Genomic DNA, 15,609 nt, shown 5'->3' with positions numbered 1-15,609 from the left:
CTCAGCCGGTCCACTTCCACTGTGCCGGGTGGAAGTTGGCGAGGGAGTCCTGGGAGAAGCCGCCCAGACCGCTGCGCAGGACGGAGATCTGGTAGACGGGCTCCGGCAGCCAGATCACCGGCAGGTCGCGGGCCAGGGCCGCGCTGTAGTCCTGGATCGCCTGGTTCGAACTCGACGTCGTGGACGCGGAGACGAGCTTGTCGACGGACCCGTTGGAGTAATTGCCGAAGTTGGAGCCGCCCTTGGACTGGAACAGTGAGTCGCCGGTCGGGAAGGCGTTGAAATACCAGCTGCCGGCGGTTCCGAAGAAGGACAGCTGCCACTTGCAGATCGACTGGCTCGCGGTGCACTGCGGGGTCTGCGAGAGCACCGAGTTCACCGGCGCCGTCCTGATCGAGAACTTGATCCCGGTCTTCGAGAGCGACGACTGGATCGCGCTCATCATGTTGTCGGTCACCGTGGAGCCGGACTGCGACAGGACCTGCATCTCGAACTTCGTGCCCTTGGCGACGCCTTCACCGCACTTCGCGGGTTCCGCGCAGGTCATCACCCCGCCCTGCTCGGTCCAGCCGTGGTCGGTGAGCAGCGTGCGCGCCGCGTCCGTGGAGAACGGATACGGGTCGCTCTTCTGCGCGGACGACAGGAAGTCCGACGGCTGTCCCTGCGGGATCGGACCATAGCCGGGCACGGCCGTCCCGTTGAAGACGACCTTCGCGAGGCTCGCCTGGTCGATCGAGCGCTGGACGGCCTGCCGGGCGTAGAGCTGTTTGAACACCGCCCCCATCGCCGGGTTGTTGAAGTTGTACGGCATGTAGGTGATCGCCCAGCCCGACCACGGCTCCACCTTGTAGCCCCGCGCGGTGAAACTGTCCTTCTGGTCGAGGTCGGTCGCCTCGATGTACCCGTAGTCGACACTGCCGGACCGCAGGGCGTTCTTCTCGGCGTCCGCGGTGGTGAAGGGCAGCAGGTTCACCGTCGGGATGTTCGCCTTCTCGCCGCCGTCGTACTTCTTGTTGGCGGTCAGAACCACTTTGCCGGCAGTGGAGAAGGACTTGACCGCGTAGGGGCCGCTGATGGTCTTCCAGAGCGCGTTCGAGGCGTAACCGGAGATGTTCTTCGCGGCGTTGTTGAGGTAGGTCCAGGTCTTCTTCGCGTCACCGCCCTGGTCCCAGGCGTGCTGCGGCAGCGGGTTGATGGCGCTCAGCTCGTTGGCCAGCATCCACTGCGGGTTGTACGCCTTGTCGAAGGCGATCGTGAAGTGACGGTCGTCGACCGTCTTGAAGGACGTCCAGTTGTCGGGCGCCTTGCCCGGGTTGTAGCCCGCCCACTCCGCCTTGTTCGCCTTGATGAGGTCGAACCAGAACTTCACGTCGGCGGAGGTGATCGGCTTGCCGTCACTCCAGTGCCGGTCGCCCAGAGTGATCGTCACGCTCTTGCCGTCCGCGGCGAAGTCGGCGGCGGTGGCCACCGAACCGGCCTTGTTCCAGGCGATCTTGCCGGTCGAGCCGTCGTACGCGACGAGCGGCTCCCACAGAGTGTTGGCGATGGAGATGTTGTTGGTGTTCAGGTGCGCCGCGGTGCCGATCGGCAGGATCCAGTTCGGGGTGAAGTTCGCGGGCAGCGCGTAGTTGATCGAGTCGTGCGAGGACGAGGACGTACCGGTCGACCCCGAACAGGCGGCGAGCAGCAGGGTGCCCGCGCTGAGAGCGGCGGCACCGGCAAGGAGTCTCGTGCGGGCAGGGGACATGGTTCTCTCCAGAGAGCAGCAGCGGGGGTGCAGCAAGTGAACGCCCCGTCTGTTGGAGAAAACAGGCGTGCCGTCGTAAAAAGCCTGTTTCTGCTGTTCTGAAAAAACCTCAGAAGCCGTCTCCGGGATTAGGCTCGACGCCCGGATCGCCGATTTCGGGGGTAACTTCGGCCATGATTGAAAAAAGTCCGCCTCATTTCCGGAGGAACGGCACGGGATTCTCCTCGCTCGCCGAGGGAGTCCTCGAACTCCTCGCCTCCGGGCAGGCCTCCACCCGTACGGAGCTCACCGCACTGCTCGGCGCCCCGCCGTCGACCGTGTCCTTCGCGGTGGGACAGTTGCTCGCCCACGGCCTGGTCGCCGAGGAGGGCACCCAGTCCTCCACCGGTGGACGGCCGCGCAAGGTGCTGCGGGTCGGCGGCCACGACGGGTACGCCGTCGCGGCCGACCTCGGCGGGAAGCACGCCCATGTGGGGGTGGTCCGGCCCGGCGGGAGGCTCACCGACGTCTCGACCGTGCCGTTCGCCACGGCGGACGGTCCCGAGGCCGCGCTGCCCGGACTTGTCGAGACGCTCCAGGCGCTCGTCGGCCGGTACGGGCGGGAACAGTTGCGCGGTGTGGGCCTGTGTCTGCCCGGACCGGTCGACGTCGAGCCGGGACTGGTGACACTGCCCGCGCGCATGCCCGGCTGGAACCGGTTCCCGGTGCGGGACTGGCTGGAGGAGCGGTTCGCGGTGCCGGTGGCCGTCGAGAACGACGCCAACTGCATGGCCGTCGGCGAGCACAGTGTCCGGCCCGCCGAGCACCGGCAGTCGATCATGGTGAAGGCGGGCTCCGGGATCGGTGCGGGCGTCATCGCCGACGGGCGGCTGTACCGGGGCGGGACCGGAGCGGCGGGGGAGATCACCCACGTCCGCGTCGAGGCCGCCCAGGACACGCCGTGCTCCTGCGGGAACACCGGCTGCCTGGAGACCGTCGCCTCGGGGGCCGCGCTGGTGCGGATCCTGCGGGAGCGGGGCCGCCCCGTCACCTCCACCGAGGACGTCGTACGGCTCGCCGGCGACGCCGACCCCGAGGCCACCCGCGCGGTCCGGCAGGCCGGCCGCTATCTCGGCATGGTGCTGGCCGCGAACGTCAACTTCTTCAACCCCGACGCCGTGTACCTGGGCGGGATCCTGTCCACGCTGGAGCCCTTCGTCGCCGCCGTACGAAGCCAGCTCTACGAGGGCTGCCACCCGCTGGTGACCGAGCACCTGGCGATCGAGCGGGCGAGCCTGGGCGCCGACGCCGGACTGGTCGGCGCGGGCCAGTTCGCGCTGCAACGGGCGTTCGCCGAGGCACTGCACGAGGTCACCGGCAACCACCACACCCCGTGACACACCCTGACTCACCTTGTCGACCTGTGGAGGAACCATGCCAGCCACCCGTCCCGTGATCGCCGTCGCCGGTCTCGGCATCGAGTCGTCCACGTTCTCCCCGGCCCGCACCGAGGCGCCCGCCTTCCACCCGCAGCGCGGCACCGACGTCCTCACCCGCTACCCCTTCCTGGCCCCCGGGCAGCCCCTGCTCGCCGCCGCCGACTGGCGCGGCGCCCTGGTCGGCAAGGCCCTGCCCGGCGGCACCGTGACGGCGTCGGCGTACGCCGCGCTCTCCGCCGAACTCATCGACCGGCTCAAGCAGTCGGGGCCGGTCGACGGCCTCTGGTTCGACATCCACGGCGCGATGACGGTCGAGGGCATGGACGACGCGGAGGTGGAACTGCTGGCCCGCGTCCGCGAGACCGTCGGCCCGGACGTCATCGTCTCCACCTCCATGGACCTGCACGGCAACGTCTCCCGCGAACTGGTCCATCTGACCGACCTGATCACCTGCTACCGCATGGCCCCGCACGAGGACGCCATGGAGACGAAGGAGCGCGCCGCCCGCAACCTCGTCGGCCACCTGACGGGCGGCGGACCCCGCCCGGTGAAGGCCTGGATCCCGGTGCCGGTGCTGCTGGCCGGCGAGCAGACCTCGACCCGGATCGAACCCGCGAAGAGCGTGTACGCGGCCGTCGAGGACGTGGCGGCGGCCGAAGGGGTGACGGACGCGGCGATCTGGGTCGGCTACGCCTGGGCGGACGAGCCGCGCAACCGGGCCGCCGTGGTCGTCACCGGCCCCGACGAGGCCGCCGTCGCCGCCGGCGCCGAACGGCTCGCCCGCGGCTTCTGGGACGCACGGCACGACTTCGCCTTCGTGGCCCCGACCGGCACCCTCGCCGACTGCCTCGACGAGGCACTCGCCTCCACGGCCCGGCCCTACTTCATCAGCGACACCGGCGACAATCCGACGGCGGGCGGCGCGGGCGACGTCACCTGGAGCCTGCGCGAGGTACTGGCCCGCCCGGAGCTGCGGGACCCGTCCGGCCCGACCGTGCTGTACGCCTCCCTGCCGGGGCCTGCCGCGGTCGAGGAGGCCGTACGGGCCGGTGTCGGCGCGACGGTCACCGTCACCGCGGGCGCGGAGGTCGACGACCGGCACTCCGGGCCGCTCACCCTGACCGGCGTGGTGCACGCGGTCCGGCACGGCGACCGGGACGCGCAGACGGAGGTCGTCCTGCGCGTGGGCGGCGTACACGTGATCCTGACCCGGCTGCGCAAGCCGTACCACCACGAACACGACTTCACCGACCTCGCGTTGGACCCGCGTACGGCCGACGTGGTCATCGTCAAGATCGGCTACCTGGAACCGGAGCTCTTCGACATGGCCGCCGACTGGAAGATGGCGCTCACCCCCGGCGGAGTCGACCAGGACCTCACCCGCCTCGGCCACCACCGCATCCGCCGACCGATGTTCCCCTTCGACCCGGCCATGCCCGACCCGGACCTCACGGCCCGCATCATCCCTTCCCCGGACCGCCCGCTCGGCGGGGCCGAGGAGTGAGACGGCCGGCCGACGTCTTCCGTGAGCAGGCGCGCGCCGGAGATCCGCTGCTGTTTCCGGGAGTTCCTGAGAAGCCGTGCGGAGTTCCTACCAGGCGCGACGCGTGAACTGCGGCTGGAGAGCAGCATCGACGCGCTGGCAGGCGAGAACCGGCCCCCGGGCACGACCGGTTGGATGTGCGGTGACGTCCGTTCCGACCGCTGGAGGCGTGAGTGGCCGAGCCTGCGCGGTCTGGCGGTGTATGCCATCCGAGGGTAAGTACCATGCCCAGCCATGGACTATCACCAGCAATTCCATCGCGCGGCGATCGAACGGGGCATCCCGGAGGATGAGGTCGGCAGGTTCGCCGAGTTCCTGCGATTCGCGATCTGGGCCAGCGAGCGCCCCAACGGCGTTCCGGTCGGGCGAAGCGGCGGGTTGCCCCGGCTGCCGGTGGGCATGGAATGGCCGTCCTCCCAGGACGGGCCGCTGCCGTTCGTCGCCTCCTTCGACTGTGCGGCGCTTCCCAGAGTGGACGGCCTCGCCCTGCCGGCGGACGGCTCGCTGCTCCTCTTCTTGCACCACGAGTGGGCCCACGACACCTATTCCGTCCCAGACGAGCAGCAGTTCGCGCGGATTGTGTATGTGCCGGCCGGCACCGACACCGCAATAGCGGAGGAGCCCGACCACGACGAGGACATGTTCTGCAACATCACGCTCGACTTCGTCGGCCGGGAGTACGATCTCTTCGCCACGGTCAACGCGGAACTGCCCAGCTGGTTCGAGGACGACGATGAGGCCTCGCAGTCCGACGACCAGGAGCACCTTGCTCGCAACCTGGCACACAGAGAGGAACTCTGCGCCCTGGCCAGAGAGCTCTGGCCGGAAAGCAACGGCGCCGCCGTCTATCTCGGCGGGTACTCCGCGGGCATCGGCGAGCTTGCCACCGCCAACATGTACACCACTCCGGAGACCAGGATGGCGGAGGACATCCTTGAGGCACGCGAAAAGGCCGGCGAACTCGTCGTCCCGCCGGGCGAGTGGGGTCTGCGCCTGGAGGAGGAAACTCTTCGGGTGATGCGCGAGTGGGTGCCGCTTGCCCAGTTCGTGCCGGACGAGGTCTACCAGGCGCGTTTCCTGATCCGCCACGACGACCTCGCCGCCGGTCGATTCGACAAGGCACTCTCCTTCACGGCATTCACCGAATAGGCGGCGCGTCGTCGTACGTCCCGCGACGCACGCCGATCGCCTCCTGAAGGACCACGCCGACACACACCCTGCCCCTCAGAGGGGGCAGGGCGAACCTCAGCGGGGCTGAGGCCGACACCGGCCGCAGCCCCGCTCCCGTTTTCATCCTGGACAACCTCCCAGCCCACAAGGCAAGCAAGATCCGCCGGTGGGCGGCCAGGAACAAGATCGAGCTCTGCTTCACACCGGCCAACGTGGCCTGGGCGAACCCGGTCGAGGCGCACTTCGGGTCGCTGCGGCAGTTCACCCTCGCCAACTCGAACCACCCCAACCACACAGTCTCCGCAGCGAGAAAGGCATCCGCTGGGGCGGCCGCCCTCTCAACCCAGCGGTCCGACCGCCCGCCCCGTGATCGTCGGCGGTCCAGCCGCGCGGCCTCACCCCGGGGACGAGCCCCGTCAGGACGTTTCCGGCTTGCGGGCCAGGAGGCAGGCGTGCGGTCTGTTCACGCGTCCGCCGGGCTCCTGTTCCAGCCTCGCGGTGACGACGAGTCCGGCCTGGTCCAGCAGGTCGACCATGCGGTCCAGGGGCAGGAGGTACGACTCGTAGGACACCGGACGGCCATAGCCGTGGGTCGGCTGCAGCCGCTCATCGCCGACATGGTCTCCCCAGAGCAGGTAGCCGCCGGGCGCGAGCGTGCGGTGGAACTCGGCGAACACATCCGGCAGCCACTGCGGGGGCGTGTGATGGGTGGAGTACCAGGCCAGGATGCCGCCGAGCTCGTCGTCCCTCATCTCCAGCGCGGTCATCGAGCCCTCGGTGAACCGCAGGTTCGGATAGGCGTGCCGGGCCAGCCCGACCATCTTCGGCGACAGATCGACGCCGAAGACGGACACTCCCAGCCCGGCCAGGTGCGCCGTCACGCGTCCGGGGCCGCACCCCAGGTCCGCGACCGGCCCCGGACCGGCCGTCCGCACCAGTTCGGCAAATCCCGCCGGCATCGCGCGTGACAGCGGGTCCAACTCGGCTGGAGGCGGGACGCGTTCGACGTAATCGGCGGCGACCGTGTCGTACGACTCGCGGATGGCGGTCAGAAAGGAGGGCTCAGCCATGCGGGCGACCCTGGACCAGGCAACTGACAGACCATGGCACGACCTTCAGCTGACCGGTGATCGTTTGCGTCATGGCACTAATGTCTGCCCTCATGGAGACCACGGGAATCGTTCGCCGCGAGACGGCGGAACGTAAGCACGACGCTCTGGAGCGGCTCGTTGCCGAGCGGGATGTGTGGGTGTCGACGGCTCACCCTGATCACGGGCCGCACCAGGTGCCGCTGTGGTTCTTGTGGGATGGGCGAGCAGTGTGGATGTGCACCAGCGCCACTTCCGTGACTGCGCGCAACGTCCGCGAAGAGCCGCGCGTGCGCCTGGCGCTGCCGGACACCTTCGACGTGGTGCTCCTCCAGGGGGAGGCGGAGTGCTTCCCGGACCAAGAGGTGTCCGGAGGCGCAGCGGAGGCGTTCGCCGACAAGTTCGGGTGGGATCCGCGCGTGGAAGAGGGTTCCTTTCTGTATGTACGAGTGGTCCCGAGGACTGTGCGCGCTTGGCGCGGCGAGCCGGAACTACGGGGGAGAGTCATCATGCGCGACGGGATGTGGCTGGAGTAGGGACCGTCCGTCGCCGCCTCGCCTCGCCTGCCCCGGATGCACGCGGTTGGCCGCCGTGTTGAAGATCTGCAAGCCCCTAGGCGCCGTATGCCCCGATGAAGGCGATGGTGCCGGCCAGTCCGATCGTTCCAAGGATGACTCCAGCAGTGGCGACCCACAGGCGGCCGACACCGCGGCTGGCACAGTAGATACCTGCTATGCCAAAGGTGACAGACAGGGCGCCGGCAAGGATTGACCAAGGCAGTGTGACGAAAAGAAGCGCAGGCCATGCACCCAACGCGGAGATGGCCCCGAGGACAAGCGCGGTCGGGCCCAAGGCTACGGCGGGCGTGTCGTTTCGGTCGGGCGTGGTCGGCTCAGCCATCCGGATCTCATCCTCTTGAACGCGTTCAAATCCTGCACCTGATCGTAGCAGGATGCGGCGGACCGGCTGGGATCAAGGGGCATGCCGAAGCACCCAACAAGCTCACCCCGGTTGGCGGTTGGTTGGGACAGCCGATGCGGACATGCCCAGCGCTGAAGGAGCGTAGGTGTAGGACGCACTCAGGCGGGGGTGCAGGGTTCAAAAACGCGTTGCCAAAGAGCGTTTTGCTCCGGTAGGGCTGTTTGGTAGCGATTCGGGAGTCGGAGGTTAAGGGGCTGCTGTGGGAGCAGTGGCGATGCGCGCTGGGACTTGATCGGGCCCACGCTGAAAGCCTGGCGCGCCGAGCGCAGAGGCAAGGGCCTGGACATCGGGCGCCCGCCCCAGCATGACCTGCGCCGGATCATGGGCGCCATCCTGTGTGTCGGCCGGACCGGGATGCCGTGGCGCTACCTGCCGCACGACTTCGCGCCCTGGGAGACCGTCTACGGGTATTTCGCAGCCTGGTAGAAGGACGGTCTCTTCGACCAACTCAACTGCAGATTTGTCCGCCAGTAGGCGGCGACCAGGAGCACACGGTCCTCCAGAGACAGGCTCCACGGCCTGCCCTTGCGCACCGGATCCGCACCCTCACGCCGCAGAGCGGTGATTAGCTTGCTGAACTGACGAGGGCTCATCCCGGAGAACGGGGCTATCCAGGGCGGCTCGGACGCCGTGATCACACCAGCCACACCAAGATCATCTCATCGGTGGTCTACGGGCGGGAGAAGGCTTTCACTTGTGCCCAGTGCCCAAGAGCGCGTTGCTCTCCGAGCGGATCCAGCACTGCTCGGCCAACATCTCAGCCGCGTCACCGCGGACGAGAAAAGTCGCCCATGGCTCGGTGCCTTGCCTGCCGAGGCGTTCGATGCGCGCGGCCTCGCGGGACTGAAGGGCGTCCAGCGCCTCGATCACAGCTACTGGCTGTTCCCCGTAAGCAGTACAGAGCACATGAAGGCGGGCCTGCAGGGTGCTGGAGCCAGTGACCGACGCCCGTCGCTGCTGCTCCATGGGCCGCAGCGGGACGGCGTACCAGGCGAGTTGGGCCAAGTCGTCAATGGCGTGGCCGGGCGCCGCGAAGTCCCAATCGATGAAGCCGATGAGCTGGCCACCGTCCCAGATCGAGTTCCATGGCCCGAGGTCTCCGTGCCGGATCACCATGCCTGGCTGCCACTCTTCTTCCTGGCCCTGCCAGTGGGCATCGACCGGCGGCCGGAAGGTCCGCACGGCATCGTGGTATCCCCGCAGCCAGCGGCCCAGCTCACCAACTCCATGTGAGGAGCGCAAAGCTTCTGGCCAGGGCGTGTATGCGGGCTCGCCATAGAGCATCGACAACACCTCGTCGGTGCCGTCGGTGCCCAACGCGCGGGGTGCCCTGCCAAATCCCACCGCCTCCAGGTGGCTCAGCAGGGCGTGTACGGCAGGTGTCCACGCACCTGTCGGCCTACGGATCGTCGCGCCGATCCGTCGCACCGTCGTGACACTGCCGCGGTCAGTGGAACCGTCCTCAATCACTCGGCCAGCGTAGTCCGGCTACCTCAGTAGGCGCCTTGAATATCGGGCGCGCCAGACCCGCGTCCCACGTCCGGCTGACAACCTATATGGTCATGCCGCCAGTTACGGGACAGCCCTTAGTGGTCCGTTCCGGAAATCCTTCAGGGGTTGATCACGCGGTGAGACGGTCGGAGGATTCTCCCTGTCGATCGGGTGCGTGCCGGTCGAGTCTGGCCAGCAGATCGTCCAGGTCGCAGGTGGTGAACCTCCACTGGAACGGCTGTGCCGTGGCGTTGTAGCGGTCTTCGAATGCTCTGAGCCGGTCTTGGACCTCGCGGAGGTCGGTGAAATTGTTGGGCGAGACCACCTTGCGCTGGACGATCGAGAAGAAGATCTCGATCTGGTTCGTCCACGAGGCGTGCACAGGGGTATGAACCATGGCAGCGTTCGGAAATGCCGCGGTCAGTCGGTCGATGGCCTTCTTCCCCCGGTGAGAGGAGCCGTTGTCAACGATCCAGAAGACGCGTCCGGCGCTGGCGTAGGGCTCTGTGGTCATGACCTGCTCGACCAGCTTCATGAACGGCACGATGCCGGTGCTTGGCTCGCAGCGGCCGAAGACGAGGGCGCGGTGGACGTCGTAGGCCGCCAGGTAGGCCAGGGCGCCGCCGCGCTCGTACTCGTGGTTGACGCGCATGGCCCGGGCCTGCCCGGGTGCCAGGGTCGGGTGGCAGCGGCAGCGGGCCTGGATGGAGTTTCCTCGTCCGCGCTGATGACGTACTCGTTGTCGTGGAGCGGTGTGCCCTGCCAGGTGCGGGCGTACAGGTCCATTACGCGGGCGGCCCTGGAGCGGAAGTCCGGGTTCCGGATGAAGATCCAGGATTGGTACCGCCAGGGCTTGAGCGCGTCGTTGGCCAGCCGGCGCCGCACGGTGGAGGCGGAGATGGACCCGGCGATGGCCCGGGCGATCACCTCGCGGGCCAGTTCCGGACATGACCAGCGTGATAACGGCGTGCCGGTCTCGGTGGGCAACTGGCACGCCAGCGCTTTGACCTCGGCGACCTGCAACGCGGTGAACGACGGCGGTCGGCCGGACCGTTTGCGGTTGGACAGCCCGGCAAGGCCCCGCTCGGCGAAGCGGTCCCGCCAGGTACGGACCGTGTCCAGGTGCAGGCCCGTCTCGCGGGCGATGCGTGCGTTGGAGCGTCCGCGAGACGCGTGGAGGACGATCTGGGCGCGTACCCTCAATCGGTGCTCAGTCCTGTGACCGTAGGCGGCCTTCTTCAACCGTGCGCGTTCGGAGGCGGTCAGGCCTATCGGGCGGGCGGCGCAGACCGGCATGGCGGGCAGAGTGATCAGCAGAATCGGAAGAGGGCGTGGTCGTCTGTCGGCTCAGGCGGTTTCAGGCCGTCGGAACGCGTCGGCGTTACGCGCGCACCAGTCCGCGAAAGTCCGCGGCTTGCGTCCGAGCAGTCGCTGGACGGTGTCCGTCCGGAACCCGACGGTGTCGGCGCGCATGAGGTTGAGGCCCTCGGTGACGGCGTCGGCGAGTGCCTGGGGCGCTCCGTTGGGGAAGCGGAACCGTACGGCCTCGTCCGGTGTGGTCACTTCTCGGACCTCGATGTCACGGCCGATCGTCTCGGAGATGACGCGTACCTGCTCGGTGACGGTGAACGTCTCGTCGCCGGTGAGGACGTACTCCTTGTCCTGGTGGCCGGCCTCGGTGAGGACGAGGGCGGCGACCGCGGCGATGTCCGCGGGGTCGATCGGCGCGTAGCGGCCCGGGCCGACCGGGTCGAGGACGTGGTTTCCCTCGCGGATGGTGGGCAGCCAGTCGAAGGCGTTGGTCATGAAGCCGCCGGGCCGAAGGAATGTGGCGGGTATTGCGGAGGCGCGGATGATCTCCTCGCGTTCATGGTGCCAGCGGGCCATGGAGGGCCGCGGGTCAAGGGTGACGTGGAGGGAAGACAGGTGCACGATGTGGCTCACCCCGGCGGCCTCGGCGGCGGCGATGGCGGCGGCGGTGTGGTCGGTGCCGATGCCCTGGGTGAGCAGGAAGAGTTTGTCGACGCCGGCGAAGGCCGGCGTCAGCGTCGAGGGTTCCCCCAGGTCGCCGACGGCGCGCTCGGCGCGGTCGGAGAGTCCGGCAGCGCGGGCGGGGTCGCGGACGAGGAGACGTAACTTCGCGCCTTTCGTGTCGAGTTCGCGGGTGAGTTCTCGGCCGATGTTCCCGGTGGCTCCGGTGACCAGTATCATCGTGGCTCCCCAAAGTCGTTTGCCGTCTAACGAATCACCGGGAACGTTAGCCGGTGAATGATTAGCCGTCAATCGGCTTGCTTGCGGCTCGGGCAGCCGCTTCCCCACATCACCGAAAGGACCCGATGGCTGAGTTCCTGGACCTGCACGGCAGAACGTCGAAGGCCCTCCGGGCCCTGGCCGACGCGGCCATGCGACGCCATGGGCTGCACGTCGGCCAGAACTACCTGCTCGCGATGCTGTGGGAGCAGGACGGCAGCACACCAGGCGAGGTCGCCGCCGCGCTGAACGTCACGACGCCTACCGTCGTCAAGATGGCTGACCGGATGACTACGGCCGGGCTGCTCACCCGTCGCCGTGACGACCGGGACAACCGTCTCGTCCGGCTCTGGCTCACCGACGCTGGGCGTGCGCTGCAGAAACCGGTCGAAGCCGAGCGGCGATTGATCGAGGAGAAGGTCACCGCGGATCTCACCGAAACCGAACGCGAATCCCTCTTGAGCGCCCTGGCGAAGGTCCATCGGGCGGCGAGCGAGCTACTGAGCGAGCCCATCGATTACGGCGACTCGGGCCGCACCTGACACTCCCACGCCCCTCTCTGAACAGATCCGACGAGCGCCAGGACGGCTTCCTGCCCACCGACGACTTCCTCGATCCCCCGAGGATGCCTTGGACTGCGCGACGGGCCACTACCTCGCCACCCGAGAACCCACACGCAATCTGGCTCACGTCAACCCCCGAAGGACTTCCGGAGCCGACCACTTAGGCAAGGCGATGTGCGCGCGGTCCGAATGCGCCAAGGCACCGGACGTGCGAGATCGGCCACTCGGTGGTTCCTCGACGGTGCGCAGGTTGCGGTTGGCCTTGTCTGGGTTGCGGTGACTGGTCCAGCCGCAGTCGGATCCATCGAAGCCCTCGAGGCGGGTGGCATCTGCCTGCGGAGCTTGTCCAGCTGTCCGCGTTGTGCCGAACCAGGCCGCTGCATCCGAGGTGTTGTCTGACGAAGGATCTTGGGACTTCGGCGGCTTGGTGGACAGCGAAGTCGGCCTGGGAGATTGGGGACCTCACCTAGTAGGAGGAGAGCCCCCCTGTGATCCGTGCAAAGTGGCACGCCTGGCGCACTGGCCACCGGCTCTGGAGCGAGGAGATGATCTGGTCTGGCGAGAGTGGGACTGTCTACTTCTGCTCCTGCGGTGAACAGTTCTGGCCGCTTACGAAGGAGGGGTCATACCCCGACTGGCGCGACATCCCGGTGCGCAGGGAACCACCTTGGTCAGATGAACCCTAGGGCCCGCGGCCTGTATGTCGCAGGGCCTTACGTATGGGACTTTGTGCCCAAGGGCTCAGGATGTGCTGGGGGCGGCCACGGTCGGTGGGGTTGCCGCCGAGGTTCTTGCCAGCTCTCGGCTGGAAGCTTCCACCATGGCGCGCACCATCTCGTCTGCGGATGGTCCGAGGGGCTCGCACAGGGAATCGATGCTGTAGCCGTTCGGCGCGAGTTGCAGGAGGGTGTTGGCGATGTGGTGGCGGTGTTCTGCGAAGGCCGCGTGGTAGTCGGCGTGGTGGCCTTGAGCGGGTTGTGATGCCGGTTCGGCGGTAAAGGCGTCGAGGTGGTCCTTGGCGCCGACGGCGGAAAGGACCTCGCGGAAGGTCTCGGCTTCGGACTGCCCGAGAGCTGCCAGTTTGGTCGTCAGATCGTCGGAGACCGGTGCCTTGCGAATCCGGCGTGCTTCCTTGAGGTAGCGGTCGAGGATGAGGTGGAGGAAAGAGCCGGCCGGGGGAGGAGCCTGATCCATGGCATCCAGGATGGCGTTGAGCCAGTCGACCATGCGTCGGCCCGCGAAGTTGGTGTCCCTGACGAACCGCGCGCCCGCGCAGCAGTGTCGCGGTCGTCGAGCGTCGGCGTCTCGCACTGAAGTTCACTCTTGCTGGTGTCACTGATCTTCTCTGCACCATGTCGGCCTTCGCTGTTGCCCGATGAACGCTCGCCCTGGCAAGAATGCGAGTTCCTGGGCCGCTATCTGTTCAACATCAGGGCCAGCGGCTCCGGCCAGGGCCAGCGGCCCCTTCCGGGACCCTGCCGCCGTCGAAGCCGACGAAGGTTGACGGCCGGCACTCCACCCCTTCCGGGCACGAGCTCAAGCGGGCGGCGTGACCGGGGACCGCAGGCCGATGAGCATGATGCCGTCGGGGACAACAGAATCAACATCACGCTGATAAAACTCGACGCTGTGTAGACTTTCTGACCGAAGGGGCAGTCCAGCTCCTGGCGAGACCTTTCTGGAGGAGCAGTGCAGCAGCAGAAGTGGCTCATCACCGGCGTCAGCACGGGCCTTGGGCGTGCCTTCGCCCAAGCCGCCCTGACCGCCGGGCACACCGTCGTCGGCACGGTCCGCTCCGAGGAGGACCTGCGGGCCTTCGAAGGGCTCAAACCCGGGTACGCTCACGGCCGCATCCTGGATGTGACGGACGGCGACGCCGTCTCAAGTGTGATCACGGAGGTGGAGCAGAGCGTCGGCCCCCTGGATGTCGTCGTCGCCAACGCCGGCTACGGCCTGGAGGGCACCTTCGAGGAGACGCCGCTGGCCGAGGTGCGGCGGCAGTTCGAGGTCAACGTATTCGGGACATTGGCCACGCTGCAGGCGGCCCTGCCCCGCATGCGCCGGCGCCGCCGCGGACACCTGATGGCGGTCACCTCCATGGGCGGGCTGATGGCCGTGCCCGGCATGTCCGCCTACTGCGGCAGCAAGTTCGCCCTGGAAGGCATCCTCGAGGCGCTGGGCAAGGAGGTCGCGCAGTTCGGGATCCACGTGACGGCGATCGAGCCCGGGTCCTTCCGCACCGACTGGGCCGGACGGTCCATGACACGCGCCGCGCAGTCCATCGACGACTACGACGAGCTGTTCACCCCCATCCGTGAAGCGCGGCAGAAGGCCAGCGGGAACCAGCTGGGCAATCCGGCCAAGGCCGGGGACGCCGTCGTGCACATCGCGTCGGTCGACCAGCCGCCGGCCCACCTCGTCCTGGGCTCGGATGCGCTGCGACTGGTCACCGCCGCGCGCACGGCCGTGGACGAGGACATCCGCGCGTGGGAGACACTCTCCCGTACCACCGACTTCGCCGAAGGCGCTCAACTCTGATGCCCGGCCACCACCCCGCGCGGAGCCGACGCACCACCGAACGCAAGGGTGACGTCCGGGAGCGGGCCATCCTCGACACCTGCGAAGCTCTGCTGGCGCAACAGGGCTATGACGCCATGACCGTTGGCGACATCGCGCAGGGCGCCGGCATCACACGTGGCGCCCTGTACTTCTACTTCGGCTCCAAGCAAGAAGTGGTCACGGCGCTCGTGGCCCGGACCGTTGAGCACCTGTGGGAGCGGTCCCGGGCCACCGCGCAGACCGACGAGCCGCGCCAGGCCATCGCCGCAGCCATGCGGCGCACGGTCGAGCTGTGGAACGAGCACGGCCTGGTCATGCGCACGGCGATCGACCTGTCGTTGACCGTGCCGGAGATCGGCGAGCTGTGGAGCCACACAGCTGACTTGTTCATCACAGCCATCGCCGCCGTCCTGGAACGAGCCGGCGTTGAGGCCGGCACCGAACCAGAGCAAGCGTCGGCGATGGCACGCGCCCTGTGCTGGATGATCGAGCGGACTTTCTACCACGCCTCGCAAGAGTCCCCTGAGGAGTTGCAAAAGGCATCTTCGACCTGCGAACACATCTGGCTGATCAGCGCCGGCCTGATCACCTGACGCATCTGGTGTGGGCGGTGAGGCGCGAAACCGCACCCCCTGACTGGGGCCCACCGTCCAGGCACTCCGCCGGCGGAAATCCCGCGAGGCACGACGTCCTCTCCCAGCCCGATCAACGGGAGCTGGCGTCCACAACTCCCGTGTATGGGCCTTCCGAATCAGGTTGCGAGACCTGAAAGGTCACTTACGGGACGGCCCTTAGGGCG

13 protein-coding genes and 4 pseudogenes are annotated in these 15,609 nt (G+C 67.9%); 9 read left to right on the top strand and 8 right to left on the bottom strand.

Annotated features, from left to right (window positions below):
• Position 1: 1 nt before the first annotated feature.
• Positions 2-1,747 (bottom strand): peptide ABC transporter substrate-binding protein, encoded by a 1,746-nt coding sequence (locus tag ABT057_RS02565; protein WP_352340546.1) that lies wholly within the window; start codon positions 1,745-1,747, stop codon positions 2-4.
• A gap of 173 nt (positions 1,748-1,920) precedes the next feature.
• Between ABT057_RS02565 and ABT057_RS02560 the strand changes: the two genes are divergently transcribed.
• From ABT057_RS02560 to ABT057_RS49150, 4 genes and pseudogenes are all read left to right on the top strand, one after another.
• Positions 1,921-3,123, top strand: a complete 1,203-nt coding sequence (locus tag ABT057_RS02560) for an ROK family transcriptional regulator (RefSeq protein ID WP_352340545.1) — start codon at positions 1,921-1,923, stop codon at positions 3,121-3,123.
• A gap of 37 nt (positions 3,124-3,160) precedes the next feature.
• The gene (locus ABT057_RS02555; protein WP_352340544.1) at positions 3,161-4,669 is read left to right on the top strand and encodes a M81 family metallopeptidase; all 1,509 of its coding nucleotides are present in this window, start codon (positions 3,161-3,163) and stop codon (positions 4,667-4,669) included.
• Between the two features lie 273 nt (positions 4,670-4,942).
• A complete protein-coding gene (locus ABT057_RS02550; protein ID WP_352340543.1) occupies positions 4,943-5,857 on the top strand; it encodes a DUF1963 domain-containing protein in 915 nt (304 codons plus the stop codon).
• Between the two features lie 68 nt (positions 5,858-5,925).
• Positions 5,926-6,102 (top strand): annotated as a pseudogene (locus tag ABT057_RS49150) (hypothetical protein); the annotation flags it as partial.
• A 192-nt stretch (positions 6,103-6,294) separates the two neighbouring features.
• On the opposite strand, the gene ABT057_RS02540 reads toward ABT057_RS49150, so the two are convergent.
• Entirely contained in the window at positions 6,295-6,948 is a 654-nt protein-coding gene (locus tag ABT057_RS02540; protein ID WP_352340542.1) for a class I SAM-dependent methyltransferase, read from the bottom strand.
• Positions 6,949-7,040: 92 nt separating this feature from the next.
• On the opposite strand from ABT057_RS02540, the gene ABT057_RS02535 reads away from it, so the two are divergent.
• Entirely contained in the window at positions 7,041-7,502 is a 462-nt protein-coding gene (locus ABT057_RS02535; RefSeq protein ID WP_352340541.1) for a pyridoxamine 5'-phosphate oxidase family protein, read from the top strand.
• A 658-nt stretch (positions 7,503-8,160) separates the two neighbouring features.
• A pseudogene (locus ABT057_RS02530) lies at positions 8,161-8,370 on the top strand (transposase); the annotation flags it as partial.
• Positions 8,371-8,396: 26 nt separating this feature from the next.
• On the opposite strand, the pseudogene ABT057_RS02525 reads toward ABT057_RS02530, so the two are convergent.
• The 5 genes and pseudogenes from ABT057_RS02525 to ABT057_RS02505 all read right to left on the bottom strand — a co-directional run.
• Positions 8,397-8,594: pseudogene (locus ABT057_RS02525) on the bottom strand (IS5/IS1182 family transposase); the annotation flags it as partial.
• A gap of 43 nt (positions 8,595-8,637) precedes the next feature.
• Complete coding sequence (locus ABT057_RS02520) at positions 8,638-9,417, bottom strand: phosphotransferase (protein ID WP_352340540.1); 780 nt, start codon at positions 9,415-9,417, stop codon at positions 8,638-8,640.
• A 151-nt stretch (positions 9,418-9,568) separates the two neighbouring features.
• The gene (locus tag ABT057_RS02515; RefSeq protein WP_352340539.1) at positions 9,569-10,090 is read right to left on the bottom strand and encodes a transposase; all 522 of its coding nucleotides are present in this window, start codon (positions 10,088-10,090) and stop codon (positions 9,569-9,571) included.
• A gap of 230 nt (positions 10,091-10,320) precedes the next feature.
• Positions 10,321-10,734: pseudogene (locus ABT057_RS02510) on the bottom strand (helix-turn-helix domain-containing protein); the annotation flags it as partial.
• Positions 10,735-10,785: 51 nt separating this feature from the next.
• A complete protein-coding gene (locus ABT057_RS02505) occupies positions 10,786-11,649 on the bottom strand; it encodes an NAD(P)H-binding protein (RefSeq protein ID WP_352340538.1) in 864 nt (287 codons plus the stop codon).
• A 125-nt stretch (positions 11,650-11,774) separates the two neighbouring features.
• Here ABT057_RS02505 and ABT057_RS02500 point away from each other — a divergent pair, with 125 nt between their 5' ends.
• A complete protein-coding gene (locus ABT057_RS02500; protein ID WP_352340537.1) occupies positions 11,775-12,230 on the top strand; it encodes a MarR family winged helix-turn-helix transcriptional regulator in 456 nt (151 codons plus the stop codon).
• Positions 12,231-12,992: 762 nt separating this feature from the next.
• On the opposite strand, the gene ABT057_RS02495 is transcribed toward ABT057_RS02500, so the two are convergent.
• Positions 12,993-13,478: a hypothetical protein gene (locus ABT057_RS02495; RefSeq protein ID WP_352340536.1), complete on the bottom strand. Its 486-nt coding sequence runs from the start codon at positions 13,476-13,478 to the stop codon at positions 12,993-12,995.
• 462 nt (positions 13,479-13,940) lie between these two features.
• Between ABT057_RS02495 and ABT057_RS02490 the strand changes: the two genes are divergently transcribed.
• Together ABT057_RS02490 and ABT057_RS02485 are read left to right on the top strand one after the other, a co-directional pair.
• The gene (locus ABT057_RS02490) at positions 13,941-14,789 is read left to right on the top strand and encodes an oxidoreductase (RefSeq protein ID WP_352340535.1); all 849 of its coding nucleotides are present in this window, start codon (positions 13,941-13,943) and stop codon (positions 14,787-14,789) included.
• Positions 14,789-15,403, top strand: coding sequence for a TetR/AcrR family transcriptional regulator (locus ABT057_RS02485; RefSeq protein ID WP_352340534.1), 615 nt, complete (start codon positions 14,789-14,791; stop codon positions 15,401-15,403). Before ABT057_RS02490 ends, ABT057_RS02485 begins: the two co-directional genes overlap by 1 nt.
• Positions 15,404-15,609 lie beyond the last annotated feature (206 nt).

The sequence above is a fragment of the Streptomyces sp. NPDC002588 genome (assembly GCF_040295925.1).
Classification (GTDB): domain Bacteria; phylum Actinomycetota; class Actinomycetes; order Streptomycetales; family Streptomycetaceae; genus Streptomyces.
Note: the sequence above shows the minus strand (reverse complement) of the source record. Positions and strands in the feature narration are given on the sequence as shown.

Bases quoted from the DNA above. Each gene is read 5' to 3' on its own strand.
- ABT057_RS02565 (WP_352340546.1), bottom strand. From the start codon at position 1,747: ATGTCCCCTGCCCGCACGAGACTCCTTGCCGGTGCCGCCGCTCTCAGC.
- ABT057_RS02560 (WP_352340545.1), top strand. From the start codon at position 1,921: ATGATTGAAAAAAGTCCGCCTCATTTCCGGAGGAACGGCACGGGATTC.
- ABT057_RS02555 (WP_352340544.1), top strand. From the start codon at position 3,161: ATGCCAGCCACCCGTCCCGTGATCGCCGTCGCCGGTCTCGGCATCGAG.
- ABT057_RS02550 (WP_352340543.1), top strand. From the start codon at position 4,943: ATGGACTATCACCAGCAATTCCATCGCGCGGCGATCGAACGGGGCATC.
- ABT057_RS02540 (WP_352340542.1), bottom strand. From the start codon at position 6,948: ATGGCTGAGCCCTCCTTTCTGACCGCCATCCGCGAGTCGTACGACACG.
- ABT057_RS02535 (WP_352340541.1), top strand. From the start codon at position 7,041: ATGGAGACCACGGGAATCGTTCGCCGCGAGACGGCGGAACGTAAGCAC.
- ABT057_RS02515 (WP_352340539.1), bottom strand. From the start codon at position 10,090: ATGCGCGTCAACCACGAGTACGAGCGCGGCGGCGCCCTGGCCTACCTG.
- ABT057_RS02505 (WP_352340538.1), bottom strand. From the start codon at position 11,649: ATGATACTGGTCACCGGAGCCACCGGGAACATCGGCCGAGAACTCACC.
- ABT057_RS02500 (WP_352340537.1), top strand. From the start codon at position 11,775: ATGGCTGAGTTCCTGGACCTGCACGGCAGAACGTCGAAGGCCCTCCGG.
- ABT057_RS02495 (WP_352340536.1), bottom strand. From the start codon at position 13,478: ATGGTCGACTGGCTCAACGCCATCCTGGATGCCATGGATCAGGCTCCT.
- ABT057_RS02485 (WP_352340534.1), top strand. From the start codon at position 14,789: ATGCCCGGCCACCACCCCGCGCGGAGCCGACGCACCACCGAACGCAAG.